The sequence below is a fragment of the Desulfovibrio sp. JY genome (assembly GCA_021730285.1).
Taxonomy (GTDB): Bacteria; Desulfobacterota; Desulfovibrionia; order Desulfovibrionales; family Desulfovibrionaceae; genus Solidesulfovibrio.
This window is the reverse complement of record CP082962.1, coordinates 1,801,797-1,820,754: the sequence shown is the minus strand read 5'-3', so window position 1 is coordinate 1,820,754 and position 18,958 is coordinate 1,801,797. Positions and strand designations below refer to the sequence as shown.

14 protein-coding genes are annotated in these 18,958 nt (G+C 66.5%); 7 read left to right on the top strand and 7 right to left on the bottom strand.

Annotated features, from left to right (window positions below):
* The first annotated feature begins 17 nt into the window (after positions 1-17).
* The 3 genes from K9F62_08105 to K9F62_08095 are packed head-to-tail and all read left to right on the top strand — an operon-like array spanning position 18 to position 3,740.
* The gene (locus tag K9F62_08105; GenBank protein UJX42620.1) at positions 18-1,232 is read left to right on the top strand and encodes a response regulator; all 1,215 of its coding nucleotides are present in this window, start codon (positions 18-20) and stop codon (positions 1,230-1,232) included.
* A 13-nt stretch (positions 1,233-1,245) separates the two neighbouring features.
* Positions 1,246-2,613: a tetratricopeptide repeat protein gene (locus K9F62_08100; protein UJX42619.1), complete on the top strand. Its 1,368-nt coding sequence runs from the start codon at positions 1,246-1,248 to the stop codon at positions 2,611-2,613.
* Positions 2,614-2,621: 8 nt separating this feature from the next.
* Positions 2,622-3,740: an SPOR domain-containing protein gene (locus K9F62_08095; GenBank protein UJX42618.1), complete on the top strand. Its 1,119-nt coding sequence runs from the start codon at positions 2,622-2,624 to the stop codon at positions 3,738-3,740.
* 24 nt (positions 3,741-3,764) lie between these two features.
* On the opposite strand, the gene tsaA is transcribed toward K9F62_08095, so the two are convergent.
* Both tsaA and K9F62_08085 read right to left on the bottom strand, forming a co-directional pair.
* Positions 3,765-4,277, bottom strand: a complete 513-nt coding sequence (gene tsaA, locus K9F62_08090; protein UJX42617.1) for a tRNA (N6-threonylcarbamoyladenosine(37)-N6)-methyltransferase TrmO — start codon at positions 4,275-4,277, stop codon at positions 3,765-3,767.
* 35 nt (positions 4,278-4,312) lie between these two features.
* Positions 4,313-5,158, bottom strand: coding sequence for a hypothetical protein (locus tag K9F62_08085; GenBank protein UJX42616.1), 846 nt, complete (start codon positions 5,156-5,158; stop codon positions 4,313-4,315).
* A 181-nt stretch (positions 5,159-5,339) separates the two neighbouring features.
* Between K9F62_08085 and K9F62_08080 the strand changes: the two genes are divergently transcribed.
* Both K9F62_08080 and K9F62_08075 read left to right on the top strand, forming a co-directional pair.
* The gene (locus tag K9F62_08080; GenBank protein ID UJX42615.1) at positions 5,340-7,988 is read left to right on the top strand and encodes a cache domain-containing protein; all 2,649 of its coding nucleotides are present in this window, start codon (positions 5,340-5,342) and stop codon (positions 7,986-7,988) included.
* 30 nt (positions 7,989-8,018) lie between these two features.
* A complete protein-coding gene (locus K9F62_08075; protein UJX42614.1) occupies positions 8,019-8,387 on the top strand; it encodes a response regulator in 369 nt (122 codons plus the stop codon).
* 21 nt (positions 8,388-8,408) lie between these two features.
* Here K9F62_08075 and K9F62_08070 read toward each other — a convergent pair whose 3' ends face one another.
* The 5 genes from K9F62_08070 to K9F62_08050 all read right to left on the bottom strand — a co-directional run bounded on the left by K9F62_08070 (position 8,409) and on the right by K9F62_08050 (position 15,516).
* On the bottom strand, positions 8,409-10,865 hold the full coding sequence (locus K9F62_08070) for a response regulator (GenBank protein UJX42613.1): 2,457 nt from the start codon (positions 10,863-10,865) through the stop codon (positions 8,409-8,411).
* Positions 10,866-10,971: 106 nt separating this feature from the next.
* Positions 10,972-11,733, bottom strand: coding sequence for an SGNH/GDSL hydrolase family protein (locus tag K9F62_08065; protein UJX42612.1), 762 nt, complete (start codon positions 11,731-11,733; stop codon positions 10,972-10,974).
* Positions 11,734-12,001: 268 nt separating this feature from the next.
* Positions 12,002-12,343: a P-II family nitrogen regulator gene (locus K9F62_08060; protein UJX42611.1), complete on the bottom strand. Its 342-nt coding sequence runs from the start codon at positions 12,341-12,343 to the stop codon at positions 12,002-12,004.
* A 24-nt stretch (positions 12,344-12,367) separates the two neighbouring features.
* Entirely contained in the window at positions 12,368-13,726 is a 1,359-nt protein-coding gene (locus tag K9F62_08055; protein ID UJX42610.1) for an ammonium transporter, read from the bottom strand.
* Between the two features lie 452 nt (positions 13,727-14,178).
* Entirely contained in the window at positions 14,179-15,516 is a 1,338-nt protein-coding gene (locus tag K9F62_08050; protein UJX42609.1) for a glutamine synthetase family protein, read from the bottom strand.
* Between the two features lie 238 nt (positions 15,517-15,754).
* Here K9F62_08050 and K9F62_08045 point away from each other — a divergent pair, with 238 nt between their 5' ends.
* Together K9F62_08045 and K9F62_08040 are read left to right on the top strand one after the other, a co-directional pair.
* Entirely contained in the window at positions 15,755-18,118 is a 2,364-nt protein-coding gene (locus K9F62_08045) for a tetratricopeptide repeat protein (protein UJX42608.1), read from the top strand.
* A gap of 82 nt (positions 18,119-18,200) precedes the next feature.
* Positions 18,201-18,941 (top strand): hypothetical protein, encoded by a 741-nt coding sequence (locus K9F62_08040; protein ID UJX42607.1) that lies wholly within the window; start codon positions 18,201-18,203, stop codon positions 18,939-18,941.
* The last annotated feature ends 17 nt before the right edge of the window (positions 18,942-18,958 follow it).

Genomic DNA, 18,958 nt, shown 5'->3' with positions numbered 1-18,958 from the left:
GCGGAGGCCGCTTGGGCATGGGCGTCAGACAAAAGATACTGTTCGTCGACGACGACGCGGAACTCATTGCATCGCTGAAGCGCAAGCTGCGGCGCAAGTTCGCCGTCGACGTGGCCGAGGGGCCGCTTCGCGCCTTGGAAGCCGTCACCGAAAACGGCCCCTACGCGGTGGTCGTCTCGGACCTGCGCATGCCGGGCATCGACGGCCTGGAATTCCTCACCCGGCTCAAAAAGACCTGTCCCGACACCATCCGCATCATGCTCACCGGCTACGCCGACCTGCAGGAGGCCATGCGCGCCGTCAATACGGGCGGCGTGTTCCGCTTTCTGGCCAAGCCCTGCCCCGAGGAGGAGCTGGAGGAGGCGCTTGTCGCGGGCGTGGCCCAGTATCTCCAGGTCACGGGCGAAAAGGACTTTCTCAAAAGCTCGCTGCGGGGCATCATCAAGGTGCTCACCGACCTGCTCGGGCTGCTCAATCCCGAGGCCATGGCCCGCTCGGCCCGGGTCAAGCGGCTGGTCGTGGCCATGGCCCGCTACTGCGACGCCCCGGACGTCTGGCGCATCGAACTGGCCGTCATGCTGTCCCAGCTCGGGGCCATGGTCATGCCCGAGTCCATGTTCGCCAGCCTGCGGGCCAGGGGAACCCTGGAGGGCGAGCGGGCCGCGCTTTTCGCCCTCCATCCGTCCATCGGCGCGGACCTGCTGGACAACATCCCCAAGCTCGGCGAGGTGGCCCACATCATCCGCCACCAGGAAACCCCCTTTGCCGGGGGCGGGGAGGACGGCCCCTCGGGCAAACAAATCCCCCTCGGCTCGCGGCTGCTCAAGGCGGCCCTGGACTACGACCGGCTGCTGACCTCCGGCGTCGGCCGCGACGTGGCCCTGGCCGCCATGGCCGGGCGCGAAGGACTCTACGACCCCAGTGTCCTGGAACTGCTCGGCGTGCTGGCCGGCGCGCGCGAAGGCTACAGCCGGGGCGAGGCCACGGTCACGTCCCTGACGGCCGGCATGGTTCTGGAAGAGGACATCTGTCTCGGCACCGGCGAAACGGCGGCCGTGGCCGGGCAGGTGGTGGATCCGGGGCTGATCGAGCGTTTGCAGGACCTCGGCGCGTTTCGCAAGCAGACCCTCAAGGTGCTTTCGCCCGCCACCGAAACCGCCGCTTCCGACATGACCGATCCGGCGCTGCTGGCCCTTTTGCGCCGGGTCAGAAGCGCCCTGCCGGACACGTAAAAAAAGGTTTTCCATGCCCAATATCATGCGCGTTAAGACCGATCAGACGGCCAGGCGATACGAGCGCATCGTCCTGGACTACTTCGCCGCGGGCGGCGTGGCGGTCATCGCCACCGACGACGAGAGCTTCGCCCGCATGGTCAAGCTGACCCTGGCCGGCATCCGGGTGGATGCCCGGGCGTCGTGCCGCGAGACCGTCGAGTACGACGAGGCCGTGACCTTCACCAACAAGGCCGTGGAACGTCTGTCCGTGCCGCTGCTGCTCTTTCTCGAACGGCGCATGCGCAAGGTCACCTGCATCAAGACCATCAAGGTGCTCAAGAATTTCTATGCCGACCGGGTGCGGGTGATCGTGGCCAGCACCGAAATCTCCCGGGAGGAGATGATGCTGACCCACGAGGTCGGGGCCGACAGCTTCATCACCAAGCCCATCTCGGCCAACGCCATCATCGAAAAGATCGCCTTTGCCATCCGCCCCAACAACCGGCTCGGCGTGCTGCTCGACCGGGCGGCGGAACTGATCGAGGCGGGGGATCTGGAACAGGCGCAGCACATCACGACCAAGGCCATGGAACTCAAGCCCGACAGCCTCAAGTGCCATCTGCTCCTGGGGGACGTTGCCCGCAAGCGCGGGGAATACGAGGCAGCGGAGAAGCATTACCAGGCCGCCGCCCGGGTGGAGAAGCTCTATATCGAGCCGCTCAAAAGGCTTGTCGAGCTGAGCCGGGAGTCCGGGGAGATGGACAAGCGGCTGGCTTACCTGACGCGCCTGGACAGCCTGTCGCCGCTCAATTTCGAGCGCAAGGTGGAAATCGGCGAGACGTATCTGGCCAAGGGCGATACCGAAAAGGCCAAAGGCTGTTTCGAGGAAGCCCGACGCGTGGTCACCCGGGAGGCCTCGGACATGGTCAGCGAGTCGCTGATGGAGATTGCCCGCAAGATCGGCGAAAAGGACCAGGAGATGGCCTTGCGCTTCGTCACCGAGGCCATCGAGGCCAAGGGCGAGCGGCTGTCTTCGGCCGATTTGTGGATGTTCAACGACCGGGGCATATTGCTTCGCCGCCAGGGGCTGTGGTCCCAGGCCGTGGAGAACTACGCCAAGGCCCTGCGCATCGCCCCGGGGGACGCCGGCCTGCTCTACAACATGGGCGTTGCCCACGCCGACGGCAAGCAGTACGATACGGCTCTCGACTATTTTGAAAAGGCCCTGGCCGCCGATCCGACCCTGATGACCCAGGCTCCCTCGGTCGGCTACAACATCGCCACGGCCCACCACCGTTGCCGCAACCTGGGGCAGGCCCGCGACTGCCTGCGCGCCGCATTGGCCATCGATCCCGACTACGCCCCGGCCAAACGCCTGCTCGAACACCTCGCCGAATAACGCCGCCTATGCCCGACTTTTTTTCCATGCGCCGCCCCGGTGCGGCCTGCCTGCTGCTGGCCCTGGCCCTTTTGCCCGCCCGGCTTTACGCCGGGCCGCCGCAGCCCGGACCCGGCTCCTCCGGCTTCGACATCTGCGGGGCGCTGGCCACGGCCCCCGGCCTGACCGAGGCCTGGCCCGCCGCCAACGCGGGCGTGCGGCCGGGCGAGACGGTCATGGACACGGACAAGGGGTTCGGCTGTCGTTTCACGCCGGCCGGCAAGCCGGGCAGCGGCCCCGTCCTTTTGGAAGCGCGGCTGACGCGGCCCACGGCCTCGGGCGTGGGCACGGCCGTGGACCGCTGGCGCGTGCCGGCGCGAAAAGGGGAACCGGCGGCCATTGTCTACGCCTTTTATCCGCCGGGCCGGGCCAGGCCCGGGGAGTGGTCCCTCGAAGTCTATGACGGCGAGACCAGGCTTGCCGCCACGACCTTCACGGTCACCGGCGCGGCGGTCCGGGGCTCCGTCGAGCCTCCCGCATCCGAGGAAGCCCTGCCCGATGCGCCGCAAGAGGCCGCCCCTTCCGACCCGTCGGCCGGATCCGTCCCGACGAGTGAGGCCACGCCCCAGGCGCCGTCCAGGCCGGCAACGGACACGCCAGCCCCGCCCGTCGCCACGTCAGCGGCCCCGGCAAGCGAGGCCGCGCCAAGGCCGGCCCCCGACACCGCTTCGGAGACGCCCGGACCACAGTCCGCACCAAAGGCCGCACCGTCCGAGGCCGCGAGGCCCAAACCGGCGCAGCCGGCCGTAAGCAAACCCGCCGCCACCGCAAAGGGAATCCCGGCAAAACAGGTCGCCGCCAAACCGGCCGCCACTGCGGCAACCGGATTTTACGCCTTGCAGACCGGGCTGTTCGCCGATGCCACCAATGCCGACGCCCAGGCCGCCAAACTTCGCGGCCGGGGCATTCCGGCCTGCGTGGTCGCGGAAAGCGGCGCAAAGGGCCGGCGCTACCGGGTGCTGGCCGGACGCTATGGCGACAAGCGGGCGGCGCTTACGATGCGCGGCGAGGTGGGCCGGGCCGCCGGGGTGCGGCCGCTGCTTTTCGCCGTGGACGCGGCCCAGGCGGGCAGGCTGCGCTGCCATTAGTCCCGCTTCGGAACCGCCCCGGCCTCACCCCGTCTCCTTGCCGTCTCGCGGCGCGAACCGGGCGTCGGCCCGCACCGAGGCCACGACCCCGTCGCGGCCCTCCATCCAACCGCTGCGCACAACCCCGCCCGGAGCGTCGAAACCCGGGGCATAGGGCTTGATGTCGAGCAGCGGCGTGCCGTCCAGCACATCGACCCCGCGCACGGTCACCACACTTCCCGCAACCGACGCGATTTCCACCACCGACAGCCCGATGGGGTTGGGGCGTCTTGGCGCGCGCGTGGCGAAAAGGCCGCGAGGCGTGTCGTCGAGATAGGGCACCACCGTTGGGGCGAAGCCCTGGGAGGCATGAAAGACATAGAGGAGATAGATGTGGGAAAAGCCGTCCAGGTCGGCCAGGGCCGGAGCCAGTTCGGGCAAGAGCTCCAGCCGGCCCAGGGCCTCGCGGGCCCCGCCGGGCTGGACCGGCATGCCGGCCAGGCTGGAAAAGGGACTGCGGATGACGCCGATGGGCGTAAAGGAATAGGTCGTTTCCATGCCGGACCTCCGTATGCCCGCGTCCGCGAGCCGGGTCAGCCGTCCTTGGCGAAAATGTCGCTGGCCACGAACACGCCGTAGGCGAGCACCATGGCGCAGACGCCGAGCAGGGGCGCGAAATAGGCCGGCGCGGCCAGGGCGAAGCGTATCAGCAGCGTGGACAGGGCGAAACCGGAATTGCGGAAGATCGATTCGAAGGCCGGCAGATAGGTGTGGGACAGGAGCACGAGAAAGATGTCGCTGAAAATGAGGACCGTGTAAAAGACCAGGAAAAAGTCGTGATGCTGTCCGTAGACGATTTCCTGCCAGCCCACCCACAGGCCGAAGGACAAAAAGAAAAACAGCAGGCAAAAAGCCAGGAATTTCTTGTAGGCCACGAACGGGTAGAGCCACGGTCCCCTTGGCCCCTGGGGCCGAGCCCGATAGTGCCGGTAATAAAATCCCAATCCTATAAACACGAGCAGCGCCCCGACGCCGTCGGCCAGCATGGGCAACAGCACATGGCCGAAATCCGCGCTGGCGATGGGTTCGTGCAGATGCACCAGCTCCTTGAAGGCGTCGCGCAGCAAAATGAGGCACAGCACCTCGAACTGCTTGCCCAGGGATTTGGTCACCGAACACGGCAGCACGAAAATGAGGTCCATCACCTCCTGGACGAGCACCAGCGTGAAGGCCAGGTTGATGGCGTAGAAGTGGGACATCGGGGTGATGCGGGCCAGAAACGGCGGCAGGAGCCCCCGCACATTGAGCTCGATGCCGACGAGGCCGACGCAAAAAGCGAGGACCTGGCTTATGGCCACGGCCCGGCGTGTTTTGGGGTGTTCCCAGACGACGTGAATGGGGTCGAACAGATTGGTTGCGAATTCGTAGAACGTGATCATAAGCGCATCTCGCCAGCCTTATGCCAAAGGCCCGGCCAAAAGGGAAGATGTTGCGCGTGCGCGCCCTTGCCATTCGAGTGTTCTTCGTTCATAGAATAATTTATTCTCATACACCTTGTTTCGTCCGGTCCTGCCGCCGGTCCGGGACATGACAACCCGCGGGAGCCCTTGGGAAGACGCCATGACAAACATCAAGGACTGGTCCATCAGCCTCAAGATCGTCATTGTCAGCATCGTAACGCTCACGGCCCTTTCCGTACTTTCCGTGGGTTTTTTCATCTATGAACTGCGCGTCTACCGCGACGACAACGCCCGGGCGCTGCGCGAGAAGCTCTACGCCCAGGCCAAGGCGCGCGAAAAGGAAACGGTCAAGCAAGTCTACGAGGTCGTCAACTACTTTTACGGGGTGTCCAAGGACGAGGAGGCGCTCAAAAAACGCGTCCACGACCGCCTCAAGGCCGTGGTCGACGCCGTGGTCAGCCAGGCCAGGGCCTTCTACGCCGCCAACAAGGACTCCATGCCCCGCGAGGAGCTTCTCGCCCGCATCACGGAGATGGCCAGGGACGCCCGCTTCGACGGCGGCAACTACATCTGGATCAACGACCTGACCCCGCGCATGGTCATGCATCCCATAGCGCCCGCCCTGGACGGCAAGGACCTCTCCGGCTACCGCGATCCCAGGGGCGTGGCGCTTTTCAACGACATGGTCAAGGTGGCCAAGGCGTCCGGCGAGGGCATGGTGTCCTACATGTGGGACAAGCCCGGCGCGCCGGGCGATCCCAAGCCCAAGGTCTCCTATGTGCGGCTCATGCCGGAACTGGGCTGGATCTTCGGCTCCGGAGCCTGGATCGAGGACTCCACGGCCCGGCTTCAGGAGGAAGCCAAGGCGCAGGTGTCCAAGATGCGCCTGCCCGACGGCAACTACTTTTTCATCTACGACACGACCAGGCCCATTCCGCGCATGGTCATGCACCCCATCCGCCCGGATTATGACGGCAAGGTCATGGACATGCCGGACCAGAACCGGGCGCGGAGCCTGCAATCCGGCGCCGACGGCGCGATGGAGAATTTTCCGGCGGACACGAAGAACATCGCCCAGGCCATGCTCGAGGCCGTGGAGAAAACCGGCGACGGCTTCGTGACCTACGACTGGTCCAAGCCGCTGCCGGACGGGGGCGCGACCAAGGAGCTCTATCCCAAACTCAGCTACGTCATGCTGTTTAGGCCCTGGCACTGGATCATCGGCATGGGCGATTACATCGACGGCATCGACCAGGCCGTGGCCGACGAATCGGCCCAGCTCGACAACGCCGTGCGCGCCATCGTGATCAAACTCGTCATCGCCTCCGCCATCTTTCTGGCGCTCATGGCGGCGCTGACCTTTGTCATCATGCGCCGCCTGGTCAACCGTCCGATCCGGGCCATCGTGGACTACGCCGACCAGGTGGCCGGCGGCGACCTCGACGCCTCGGTCGGGGCGGAGCTGACGGCCGAAATGGCCCATCTCGCGGAGGCCATCCGGGCCATGGTGGCCAAGCTCAAGGAAGAACTGGAATTCGCCCGGGGCATCCTCGACTCCATCACCATGCCCTGCGTGGTGGCCGCCCCGGACGGCACGGTGCTTCTGGTCAACCGCTGGCTGGCCCACTTCATGGGCGAGAAAAAGGAGCCGGAGCATTACATCGGCCGCAACCTGCGCGACGTTTTCGCGGCACACCCGCCGGTGTCGAAGACGTTAAGCGAGGTGCTCGGCCATCGGGAGATCATCACCAACGTGGAGTACGACGGGACCTACGCCTGGGGCGAACGGTTCTTCGTCAAGATCGACGCCGCGCCGATCAGCGGCGAGGACGGGCGCATGCTCGGCGTGTTCGCCATGCTGGCCACCCTGACCCGGGTCAAGCTGCAGCAGGAAGCGCTGGCCGAGCAAAACCATCTCATCGCCCAGGCCGCCGGCACGGCCGAGGGCATCGCCGCCCGGCTTTCGGACAACGCCAAATCCCTGGCCGAGCTCATCGACCGCACCAGCGAGGGCGTGGCCAACCAGCGCCAGCGCACCGAGGAGACGGCCACGGCCATGGAAGAGATGAACGCCACCGTGCTGGAGGTCGCCCAGAACGCCGGGGCCGCGGCCGGCAGCGCCGAGGAGGCCCAATCCCGGGCCAGACAGGGATCGGACATGGTGCGCGAGGTGGTGCGGGCCATCGGAGACGTCAAGGTCATGGCCGAGAAGCTCCGCGGCGACATGGGCGACCTCGGGCAACGCGCCGAGGGCATCGGCAAGGTGCTGGACGTCATTTCCGACATCGCCGACCAGACGAACCTGCTGGCCTTAAATGCCGCCATCGAGGCGGCCAGGGCCGGCGATGCCGGACGGGGATTCGCGGTCGTGGCCGACGAGGTCAGAAAGCTCGCCGAAAAAACCATGGCCGCCACCCGCGAGGTGGGCCAGGCCATCGAGGACGTGCAGCAGGGCGCACGGCGCGGCAACGAGGAGACGATCAAGGCGGCCGAGGCCGTCACCCGCAGCACCGGGCTGGCCGAACAGGCCGGCACGGCCCTTGACGCCATCGTGGGCATGGTCGAAGGCACGGCCGACCAGATCCGGGCCATCGCCACGGCCGCCGAGCAGCAGTCGGCCACGGCCAACGAAATCAGCCGGGCCACGGAGGAAGTCAGCCGCGTGGCCTCGGACATCCGCGAGGGCATGGAGGCGTCCGTGACGGCGGTGCGCGGACTCAATGAGGAAGCCGAGGACCTAAACGAACTGATTGTCCGGATGCAGTCCACAGGCTCCGGCGACACGGGCCCCGGACAACTGCCGGCCTGACGCGGTCCGGCCCAAAGGAGCGATACCACCGTGGCACGGATACTTGTTGTCGACGACGCGGCGATCACGCGCACCATGCTGCGCGACATTCTGGAAAAAGCCGGGCACACGGTCACGGAGGCGGCCGACGGCAACGTCGCCGTGGCGGCCTTCCGGGAAACCCCGGCCGACCTGGCCTTTGTGGACATCTTCATGCCCGGCAAGGAAGGGCTCGCCACCATCAAGGAACTGCTGGAGATGCGCCCGCAGCTGCCGCTTGTGGCCATGAGCGCCGGCAGTACGTTCACCGATACCGAGACGCTGGGGTGGGCCAGAAGCTACGGCGCGAAATTCACCCTGGCCAAGCCGCTTCGCGCCCAGACGGTGCTCGAAACCGTGGCCCAGGCCCTTGGCGGATAAAGGAGAACCAGCCGCCCCGGCCTAGGACGCCGCCGGCTCGATCCCCTCGGCGGCAAATCCGTCGAGGGCCCGGCCGAACGCCGCCGCCAAGGGCTCGTAGAGGACCGGCAACGCTTCCGTTTGTCCCTGGCGGGCGGCATGCTCCAGCGCCCTGGCCCGGGCCGAGGCCGGGCTTGCCCCGACCACGGCGGCGTTGCCCTTGAGCGCATGGGCGACAAGGACCGTGGTCTCCGTGTCGCCGCCGTCGAGGGCCGCCCGCAACCGCTCCAGGTCGTCCGGCGTATCCCGCAAGAAAACGGCGACAAGCCGCTCGTAGAGATCCCGGTCGCCGCCGAGGTTGTCCAGGGCCTCGGCGCGTCCGGCATCGAACGGGACCTCCCCGGCCTCGCCATCCCCCGTCCCCTCCCCAGCCTGGGGCGCGAGCCCGGCCGCTTGCGGCGCCAAGCCGCCCTGCCCTGACATCACCTTGGCCATGACCGCGAGCAGCCGGTCCAGATTGACGGGCTTGGACAGATAATCCGTGGCCCCGGCCGCCAGGATGCGCTCCCGGTCCTCGATGGCTCCGTGGGCGGTCAGGGCCAGAATGGGCAACCCCGGGTCGCACCCTTCCACCTGCCCGTCCCGGATGGCCCGGGTGGCGGCCAGGCCGTCCATGACCGGCATGCGAATATCCATGAGCACGAGATCGAAGCGGCCCATGGCCAGGGCATCCAAGGCTTCCCGGCCATTGCCCACCCGGGTGACGCGGTGCCCCCGGGGGATAAGGAACGCCATGAGCATTTCCGCGGAAAGCGCCGAATCCTCGGCCAGCAGGATGTCCAGGGGCGGCAACGGCTGCGGAGGCATCGTGGTCTGGCACGTCGCGGCCGTATCCTCCGACGCGGAGACCTCCCCCGCGCGCGGCAGGGCGAAGCGGGCGGTGAAGGAAAACTCGCTGCCCTCCCCCGGTTGGCTGCCGACCCAGATGCGGCCGCCAAGCAGGCCGACCAGGCGGCGGCAGATGGCCAGCCCCAGGCCCGTGCCCCCGTACTGCCGGTTGATGGACTCGTCGGCCTGGCGGAAGCTTTGAAAAATGGCCTCTTTCTTCTCCGGATCGATGCCCACCCCGGTGTCGCGCACGGAAAAGAGCAGGCTCACCGACTCCCGGTCACGGCAGGCGTCCCCCGTGCAAGCGTCTTCCCGACGCACGGACACGTCGATGCGCCCCGAAGGCGTGAATTTGAGGGCATTGCCGATCAGATTGCCGAGCACCTGCCCGAGCCGGCCGGGATCGCCGATGAGGGTTTCCGGCACGTCCGCGGCGACATGGGCCGCAAGCGCCAGCCCCTGGCGCGCGGCCAACACCGCATGCCCCGCCAGAGCGGCGTCCAGGACCCGGCCCGGGGAAAAGGGGATGGCCTCGAGATCGAGCCGGCCGGCCTCGATGCGGGACAGGTCGAGCAGGTCGCCAAGGAGCGTGCGCAGGGACGCGCCGGCCTCGCGGATCATCTCGAGCGCCCGCACGTGGTCCACCTGCCCCTGGCTGTCCGGCCTCAGGGCCAGATCGGCCATGCCCAGGATGACGTTTAAGGGCGTTCTGATCTCGTGGCTCATGTTGGCCAGGAATATGGACTTGGCCTTGGATGCCTGGTTGGCCTTCCTGCGGGCGGTGATGAGTTTGCGGGCGGTGCGCTCGTGCTCCTCGATCTCGCGGGAAAGTCTTTCGTTGGCGGCTTCCAGGGTGCGGTTGGCCTCGCGCAGGCTGGCGGTGCGGCTGGCGATGCGGGAATCCTGGTCACGGACGAGGTCGGCCAGGGTCAACTGGGCCTGGCGTTGGCTGGTGATGTCGAACAACAGGCTGACGGAGGCCGGCGCATCCTCCCACTCGATGCGGGCCGAAACGGCCTGCACCCAGCGGATGCCGCCGCTTCGCGTCACGATGCGGAAAACCTGGCCCGGGGGCGCGGACTGGCCGGCCAGCCGCCGCGTGTGGTTCCCGAGGACACCGGCACGGTCCTCTTCGTGGAGGAACTCGGTGAAGGGGCGGGCACACAAGGTGGCCGCATCGTGGCCCGTCAGCCGCTCCATGAAGGGATTGACGTAGACCAGCTTGCCCCTGACCGCGATGACCACGCCTTCCATGAGGTTGTCGACGACGGCCGAGAACTGTCGCTGGCAGCGGGCGAGTTGGGTCCGAAACGTCGCCAGTTCGGAGGCGTCCTGTATCCAATCCAGGAAGAAAAGGCCGCCGTCGGCAGCCACCAGCCGGATGCGCCGGATGCGGTACAGGCGCGTCCCGTTGGCCCATTCCCAATCGGCCCCCGGCTCCGCCGGCCCGGGCAGGGGACAGGAGTGGCCGCACACGTTGCCGAAAAGACGCAGAGCCCCGGCATTGGCATGGCAAACCCGGCCGGCGGCGTCCACGAGCATGGCCGCCTCGGGGAGCGCATCGCAAAATTGTCGGAAATGCCGCTTCTCGCCAGGACCGGGCGCATCCATGGAAGCCCCTCCAGTTTCGCCAACATGCGCGCCGGCAGGCTCTACTGTCAAGCCGGAGAGGTCCGCATCCCGCGTCCTTTCATGGGGGAGGGGAACGCGCCCGGCCTCAGCCGCCGAGCTGTCGGCGGATGGCGGCGTAGACGGTGTCGCGCCAGACGGCGGCGGCTCCGGCGTCGAGGTGCACGCCGTCCAGGGTGAACGATTCCGTGCGGCCGGCCTGGCGTTTGGTCAGCGCGGCGTCCACGTCGGCCACCACGGCTCCGGTGCGCCGGCCGACGTCCCGGATGACGGCATTGTAGGCCTTGAGGCGGTCGCCGTTGAGCTGGCTGGATGCGGCCTTTCCCGGCTCCATGGGCGGCACGGTGACCAGGACGAGCTTGCGCCCGCTGGCCAGGATCGTTCGGGCCAGATCCTCGTATCCGGCGGCGAATTGCTCCGGGCTGGCCGCATGCTGGTCGAGCGCGTCGTTGGTGCCCATGGCCAGGACGACCAGGGGGCCATGGGAGAGGGCCAGGAGTTTTTGCAGAAACGGCTTGGCATCGAGCGCCCTGGCCCCGGAAATGCCGGCATTGAGGACATTGTAGCCGGATATTTCCGGGAAAAACATCTGTTCGACGATGCTGTCGCCAAACACGATAAGCAGGTCGCCGTGCTGGGACTGGATCTGCCGTAATATGACATCGGCCCGTCCGCGCGCATACAACCCGCGAAGGTCCTTGATCACCGAGTTCACGGTATCGACGTTGTGCGCGATTTCCCGCAACTGCCCATCGGCGGCATTCCAGCCCTGCTTGTAATACAGGGCCAGCACCGACAGCAGTACGATGCCGCCGCACGCCAAGAACACGAGAAGTTTTTTCTTTTTCAAGGAGACTTGCATCCAAAGGAAGAATTGTCGCAACCTAATCCTACAGAGCAGGCATTAGCAGGTTCCAATGGCGGCGTAAACCAACGCGCGCGGGGGGCATGGCCCGTTGCGACAGCGGCCAGGGCGGCATCGCCGGGCAAGGTCCCGCACCATGCTGCCAGGGCCAGCCCGTTGCCGGCGGCGTTCCAGTCCGCGGCCACGCAAAAGGCCCCTGCCGCATGCGGCAGGGGCCTTGTTTCCGGGTTGTTCCCGACCGGGCGGGAAGAAGCTAGCCCAGGATGCCGTTGCCGGTCTCGCCGGTACGGATGCGGCGGGCGTCGCAGATGTCCTGGACGAAGATCATGCCGTCGCCTTCCTTGCCGGTCTTGGCTCCGGCGGAGATGGCGTCCATGACGTCGGTGACCTTGCCATCGGCGCAGGCGACTTCCAGGCGCACTTTCTTAAGCAGGTTCACCTCGACGATGACGCCGCGATACTGCTCGGTGTAGCCCTTCTGGCGGCCGCAGCCGGCAATGTTGGTGACGGACATGCCGTGAATGCCCTTGGCGTACAGGGCCTGCTTGACGGCATTGAGTATTTCAGGCCGAAAATAGGCGATGACGAGTTTCATATATAATCTCCCAATGTCCCGTGCTTACTCGGTGATGAAGATCTGGAAGCCGCTGTAGGCCTCGGAGCCGTGCTCGGTGATGTCGAGCCCCTTGAGCTCTTCTTCCTCGGTGACCCGGATGCCGATGGTGGCCTTGAGCAGGGAGAAGGTGATGAAACCGGTGCCAAAGGCCCAGATGAACACCGCGCCCACGCCGATGACCTGGGTGATGAACTGGGCCATGCCGCCGCCGTAGAGCAGGCCGGCCACGCCGCCGAAATCGGGGCTGGCGAGCAGGCCCACCATCAGGGTGCCGAAGGCGCCGCACACGCCGTGCACGGAGATGGCGCCGACCGGGTCGTCGATCTTGAGGACCTTGTCGATGAATTCGACGGACAGGACCACCAGGATGCCGGCGCAAAGCCCGATGATGATGGCGCCCATGGGCGAGACGTTGGCGCAGCCGGCGGTGATGGCGACCAGACCGGCCAGGACGCCGTTAAGGGACATGGAGACGTCGGGTTTGCCGTAGCGGATCCAGGACGTCATCATGGCGGTCAGCGCAGCGGCGCAGGCGGCCAGGTTGGTGGTCACGGCGATGAGGCCGATGTTGCCGGTGGCGGCGGTGGTGGAGCCGGGGTTGAACCCGAACCAGCCGAACCAGAGGATGAAGACGCCAAGGGCGACCAGGGGCAGGTTATGGCCCTGGATGGCCCGGGAGACGCCGTCGGCGGTGTATTTGCCGATGCGCGGTCCCATGAGCATGGCGCCGGCCAGGGCGATCCAACCGCCCACGGAGTGGACCACGGTGGAGCCGGCGAAGTCGATCATGGGCGCGTCGAACTTGGACAGCCAGCCGCCGCCCCAGATCCAGTGGCCGGAGATGGGGTAGATCAGCGCGGTGACCACGACGCTGACGAACAGATAGGCCATGAATTTGGTACGTTCGGCAATGGCGCCGGAGACGATGGTGACGGCGGTGGCGGCGAACACGCACTGGAAGAACCAGTAGGTGTAGTTCCACAGGCCGTCGGCGGAGGCGGTATTGGCGTGGGACAGGCCGAAGTTGGAGAAGCCGAGGAAGCCGCCGATGTCGTCGCCGAACATCAGGGCGTAGCCGATCAGGAAAAAGGCGATGGAGCCGGCGGCGAAGTCGAACATGTTCTTCATGAGAATGTTGCCGGCGTTTTTCGCCCGGGTCAGGCCCGTTTCGACCATGGCGAAGCCGGCCTGCATGAACATGACCAGCGTGGCGGCCACGAGCGTCCACATGGTGTTGCCGTTCATGATGGACAGAAACTCGGGCTTGGCGGCCTCTTCCTGGGCCAGGGCCAGCGCGGGCAGGGCCAAAACGGCCAGAGCCGCGATCGCGCCCATTTTGTAGAGATTCCGTCTGTGTGCCATAAACCCCCCTTCTTCAAAAAGTTTGATGAATTTTTTCGGCTTGCCAGCCGCCGAAACCCAATGACGTGCCCGGGACCGCTCTCCTCGGCCCCGAGCACGATTTGCAAATCCGAGGCCACACGGTACTAGCTTGGAATTTAAGGAAATTAAAAAAACAGGTTTTTTTCCTTCCTACAGATTTGGCGCTATCCGGTCCCTCTTCGCACAAAAATGAAATATATTGCTTACGCGCAATGGAGCTCCGTACTCCCAATAAAAACAGGGAATATCTTGCATAGAGCGCCTTTCCTTGCAAGTAAAAAATCACAATTTTGACATTTTGCCGCAAACGACGCCAACGGCGCGTCCCAACGGGATAACAGGCCGCGCAATCCGCGCCAAACCCCGCCCCGGCCGCCGCCAAGGCAAAAAAAAAGGCCGCCCGAAGGCGGCCTTGAAGCCATGCGACACGGCTACAAAATCGGCAGGTAGCGCTCGATTTCCCATTCCGTGACCTGGGTCCGGTAGGCGTCCCATTCGGCCTTCTTGTTTTCGAGCAGCGCCGCGTGCAGGTGGTCGCCGAGCACTTCGCGCATGAGTTCGCTTTTTTCCAGATGGTCCACGGCCTCGCGCAGGCTGCCCGGCAACGAGGAAATGCCCTTGGCCGCCATTTCCTCCTCGGTCATCTTGAAGATGTTCTCCTCGATGGGCGGAGCCAGCTCGTAGCCTTCCTCGATACCCTTGAGCCCCGCGCCGAGCATGGCCGCGAAGCACAGGTAGAGGTTGCAGGCCGGGTCCGGGCTTCGCAGCTCGATGCGCGTGGCCGCTTCCTTGCCCGGCTTGTACATGGGCACCCGGATGAGCGCCGAACGGTTGCGCCGGGCCCAGGCGATGTAGACCGGGGCTTCGTAGCCCGGCACCAGCCGCTTGTAGGAGTTGACCCACTGGTTGGTGATAAGCGCGAATTCCGGGGCATGGCGCAGCAGTCCCGCGATGTAGCTCTTGGCCTCGGCCGACAGGTGGTAGACGTCGGAGGCGTCGTAGAAGGCGTTTTTCGAGCCCCGGAAAAGCGACTGGTGGCAATGCATGCCCGAGCCGTTTTCCCCGAAAAGCGGTTTGGGCATGAAGGTGGCGTAGCAGCCGTGCTTGCGGGCGATCTCCTTAACCACCACCCGGTAGGTCTGGGCGTAGTCGGCCATGAGGAGGCCTTCCTGGTAGCGCAGGTCGATCTCGTGCTGGCTCGGGGCCACCTCGTGGTGGCTGTACTCCACGGCCACGCCCATGGATTCCAGGGCGAAATTGATGTCGCGGCGCACATCGTTGGCCAGATCGCGCGGCGGGGCGTCGAAATAGCCGCCGTAGTCCAGGATCTGCGGCTGGGTCGAATTGGCGAACAGAAAAAATTCCAGTTCCGGCCCCACGTAATAGGTGAAGCCGAGGTCGGCGGCTTTTTTGACCATCCGCTTGAGCACGTAGCGGGAGTCGGCGGCAAAGGGCGTACCGTCAGGATTTTTCACGTCGCAAAAAAGCCTGGCCACCGGACGGTCGGAGGGCCGCCAGGCGACAAGCTGGAAGGTGGCCGGATCGGGAAAGGCCACCATGTCCGATTCCTGGATTTTGGTGAACCCCGTGATGGAGGAGCCGTCGAAGCCCATGCCCTCCTCGAAGGCGTTTTCAAGTTCACGGGGCGTAATCTGGAAGCTTTTGAGCACGCCCAGAACATCGATGAACCAGAACTGGATAAACGAAACGTTGTAATCCTTCACGGCCCGCAGCACATCGTCCGCGTTTTTGCAGTGAAATACCGCCATGCCCGATACCTCCTTTGTTTTCCGGTAATTATAATCCACCGGGGAATCCGGACGCCCGGCCGCCGCCCCCCGAAACCCACCGTGGGGGCACCGGCCGACACGCCGCCATTTCCCAAGCTATCGCAGTCGGGAAGAAGCGTAAAGCGCCCCACGCCACCCGGCCGGTCGCGAAAACGCCTTGGTGGCGACCGCGATTTCTGATAATCGTGACCGGAACTCCCTAACCCCGGAGGTCAGTATGCGCATGTCCGAGGAGGCTCCCCCCGCAAGCCTGGATCCGGTCCGCGAGGAAAAACTGGCCATCGTGGCGCTTATTCACGCCGGCAGCCGCGCCGACGCCGAACGCCGCGCCGACGCCCTGACCCGGCAACTGCCGCACGACGTCTTCGGTTTCAGCGTCACCGGCACCCTGCGCCTGACCCGGGGCGACGCGGCCGGAGCCGTGACGCGCCTGACCCGGGCCGTCTCGCTGGCCCCCGACGTCGCGGACATCCGGACCAATCTCGGAGTCGCCCTGGCCGACACCGGCGATCTCGAGGCCGCCCTTGCCTGCTACGATGAGGCCCTGGCCCTGGCCCCCGACTCGGTCGCCGCCCTGACCAACCGGGGCGCCGCCCTGGAGGCCGCCGGTCGCCACGAGGAGGCGGCCCGAAACTACCGTCGCGCCATAGCCCTCGATCCCGGCCATGCCAAGGCCCACTACAATCTCGGCAACACGCTCAAGGCGCGCGGCCGGTTGGAGGAGGCTCTGGCCTGCTACGACCAGGCCCTGACCGCCGATCCCCAGTACGTCTTTGCCCAAATCAGCCGGGGCATGATCCTGGCCGATCTGGGCTTGCACGGCGAAGCGGCCTCCTGCGCCAGGGCCGCCCTGCACCTGCGCCCGGACCAGCCCGAGGCCCTGGACCTGCTCGCCGGCTGTCTGCTCGCCCAGGGAGCCGATCCGGCCCAGGCCATGGAATTGGTCATGCACTCCCTGGCCGTGGGAGAAGACCTCGAAGCCAGGCGGCTTTTCTGCGCCTGCCTGCGCCGGCTGCCGCCCTGGAAGCTGGACGCGGCCGGCCGGGAAATCCTGGGCCGGGCCCTGGCCGGGCCCTGGGACCGGCCGGAGATGCTGGCCGGACCGGCGGCGCGCGTGCTGGAGCACGATCCGGAAGTCGGACCATGCCTGCGCCGGGCGGTCGCGGCCTGGCCCGATCCCGTGCCCGCGGCCGCGCTCTTCGCCCCGGCCGGTGTTGCCGGGCTGGCCGCCCATCCGCTGCTGCCCCGGCTCCTGACGGCCGCGCCCGTGCCCACCGTGGAGATGGAGCGCTTTTTGACCCTGGCCCGGGGAGCGCTGCTCGCCACCGCGGCCCAGACGCCGCCGGACGACCTCGCCGAGCCGGCCGGACTGGCCTTTTACGCCGCCCTGGCCCGGCAGTGCTGCATCAACGAATACGCCTTCGCCCTGTCGGCGGCGGAAGCGGAGCAAGCCGAGGCTCTCGGCCGGGCCCTGGAAGAGGCCCTCACCGACGACCGGCCGGTGCCGGCCCTGTGGCTGGCGGCCGTCGGGGCCTACGGCCTGCTCGGCGCGCTTACCGGAGCCGACCGGCTGCCCGGCCGCGACTGGCCCGAGCCCCTGGCCGCCGTCATCGACCAGCAGGTGCGCCAGCCGGCCATCGAGGCACAGCTTCGGGAATCCATGGAACGGCTCACGCCCATCGACGACGAGGTGTCGCTGCGGGTGCGCCGGCAGTACGAGGAAAACCCCTATCCGCGCTGGGTGCGGGTCGCGCCGGTGGATGCGCCCGTGGCCTTCGACGCCTTCATGCGCCGCCGCTTTCCGCTGGCCGCCTACACACCCCTTGGCCGCGACGACCGCCTCGACGTGCTGGTGGCCGGCTGCGGCACGGGCCAGCACGCCCTGGAGACGGCCCGGCGCTTTCGCGGCGCGGACGTCACGGCCCTGGATTTGAGCCTCGCCAGCCTTGGCTACGCCAAACGCAAGGCGGCCCAGGCCGGGGCGAAAAACATCGCCTTCGCCCAGGCCGACATCCTACGCCTTGGCGTGCTCGACCGCAGTTTCGACGTCATCGAGGCGTCCGGCGTGCTGCACCATCTGGGCGACCCGTTCGCCGGCTGGCGCGTGTTGCTCACCCTGTTGCGTCCCGGCGGCTGCATGCGCCTGGGCTTTTACAGCGCGCTGGCCCGGCGCGGCATCGCGCGAGCCAGGATCTTTCTCCAGGCCAAGGGCTATACGGCCACGGCGGAGTCCATGCGGCGCTGCCGCCAGGAACTGCTGCGCCTGCCGCCGGACGATCCCCTGCGACAGGTGCTCCTGTGCGACTTCTTTAGCCTCAGCGGCTGCCGCGACATGCTTTTTCATGTCTGCGAGCACACCACCAACCTGCTTGAGCTCAAGTCGTTTCTGCACGACAACGGCCTGCGCCTTTTGGGCTTCGATATCGACACGGCCCCACTGGAGGCCTACCGCAAGCTCCATCCGTCCGACCAGCCGGCAACGGACCTGTCCAACTGGAACACTTTCGAGCAACAGTATCCCGATACGTTCCTCGAGATGTACCAGTTCTGGGTACAGAAGAAAAAACGCGCCACCGCCTGACAAGAACGTGGATTTTATCCGCAACCTCGGCTAGGGGGAGTGCGCGGCATCACCATGCTAAAAGCCCCGCCGGAGGAGCGCCATGGCCCAGATAGACCTGTCCAACGCCTACGCCAGCTTAAGCGGCGATGTCCTGATCGATTCCCTGGTCTGGGAAGGCCTGCCCCTCTGGACCGAGGAATCGCCCTCCACGGGGCTGACCGTGACCTACGGCTTCATGACCACGGCCCTGCCGGCGGGCGAAACGGTCGCCGACTTCGCGCCCCTCGACCTCGGGCAGCAGGCGGCCGTGCGCCTGGTCTATGCCACGTCCGAACCGCTGACCGGGCTCCATTTCGTGGAAACGACCGACGTTTCCAACGCCGACGTGGCCTTCGGCACGGCGGACATCGCCGATCCAAGGACCCTGGCCGTGACCAGCACCAACGAGGTCGTCGGCACCGCCGCCGACGGCACGACCACCATCGACCGTCAGGACTACGTCTACCTGGACAACGGCGAATGGGGCGAGACGCTGACCGACGCCCGGCCGGGGACCCTCGGCTACGAGACCATCCTGCACGAGATCGGCCACACCCTGGGCCTCGACGACACGGCCTATACCCGGACCCTGCCGGATATCCTGGACAACACCGACTACACGGTCATGTCCTACAACGAGACCGACACCTACAAATCCATGTTCGGCGTACTGGACATGCAGACCCTGCAATACCTGTACGCGGACTCGGGTTCGATCGTGAGCTTCGGGGTGATTCCGGTTGCGGCCTGGCCCGGGACGTCGTCGGCCACGGCCCTCGGCGCGACGCTGGCGACGGGCTAGTGTCGCGGTCTCGAAAT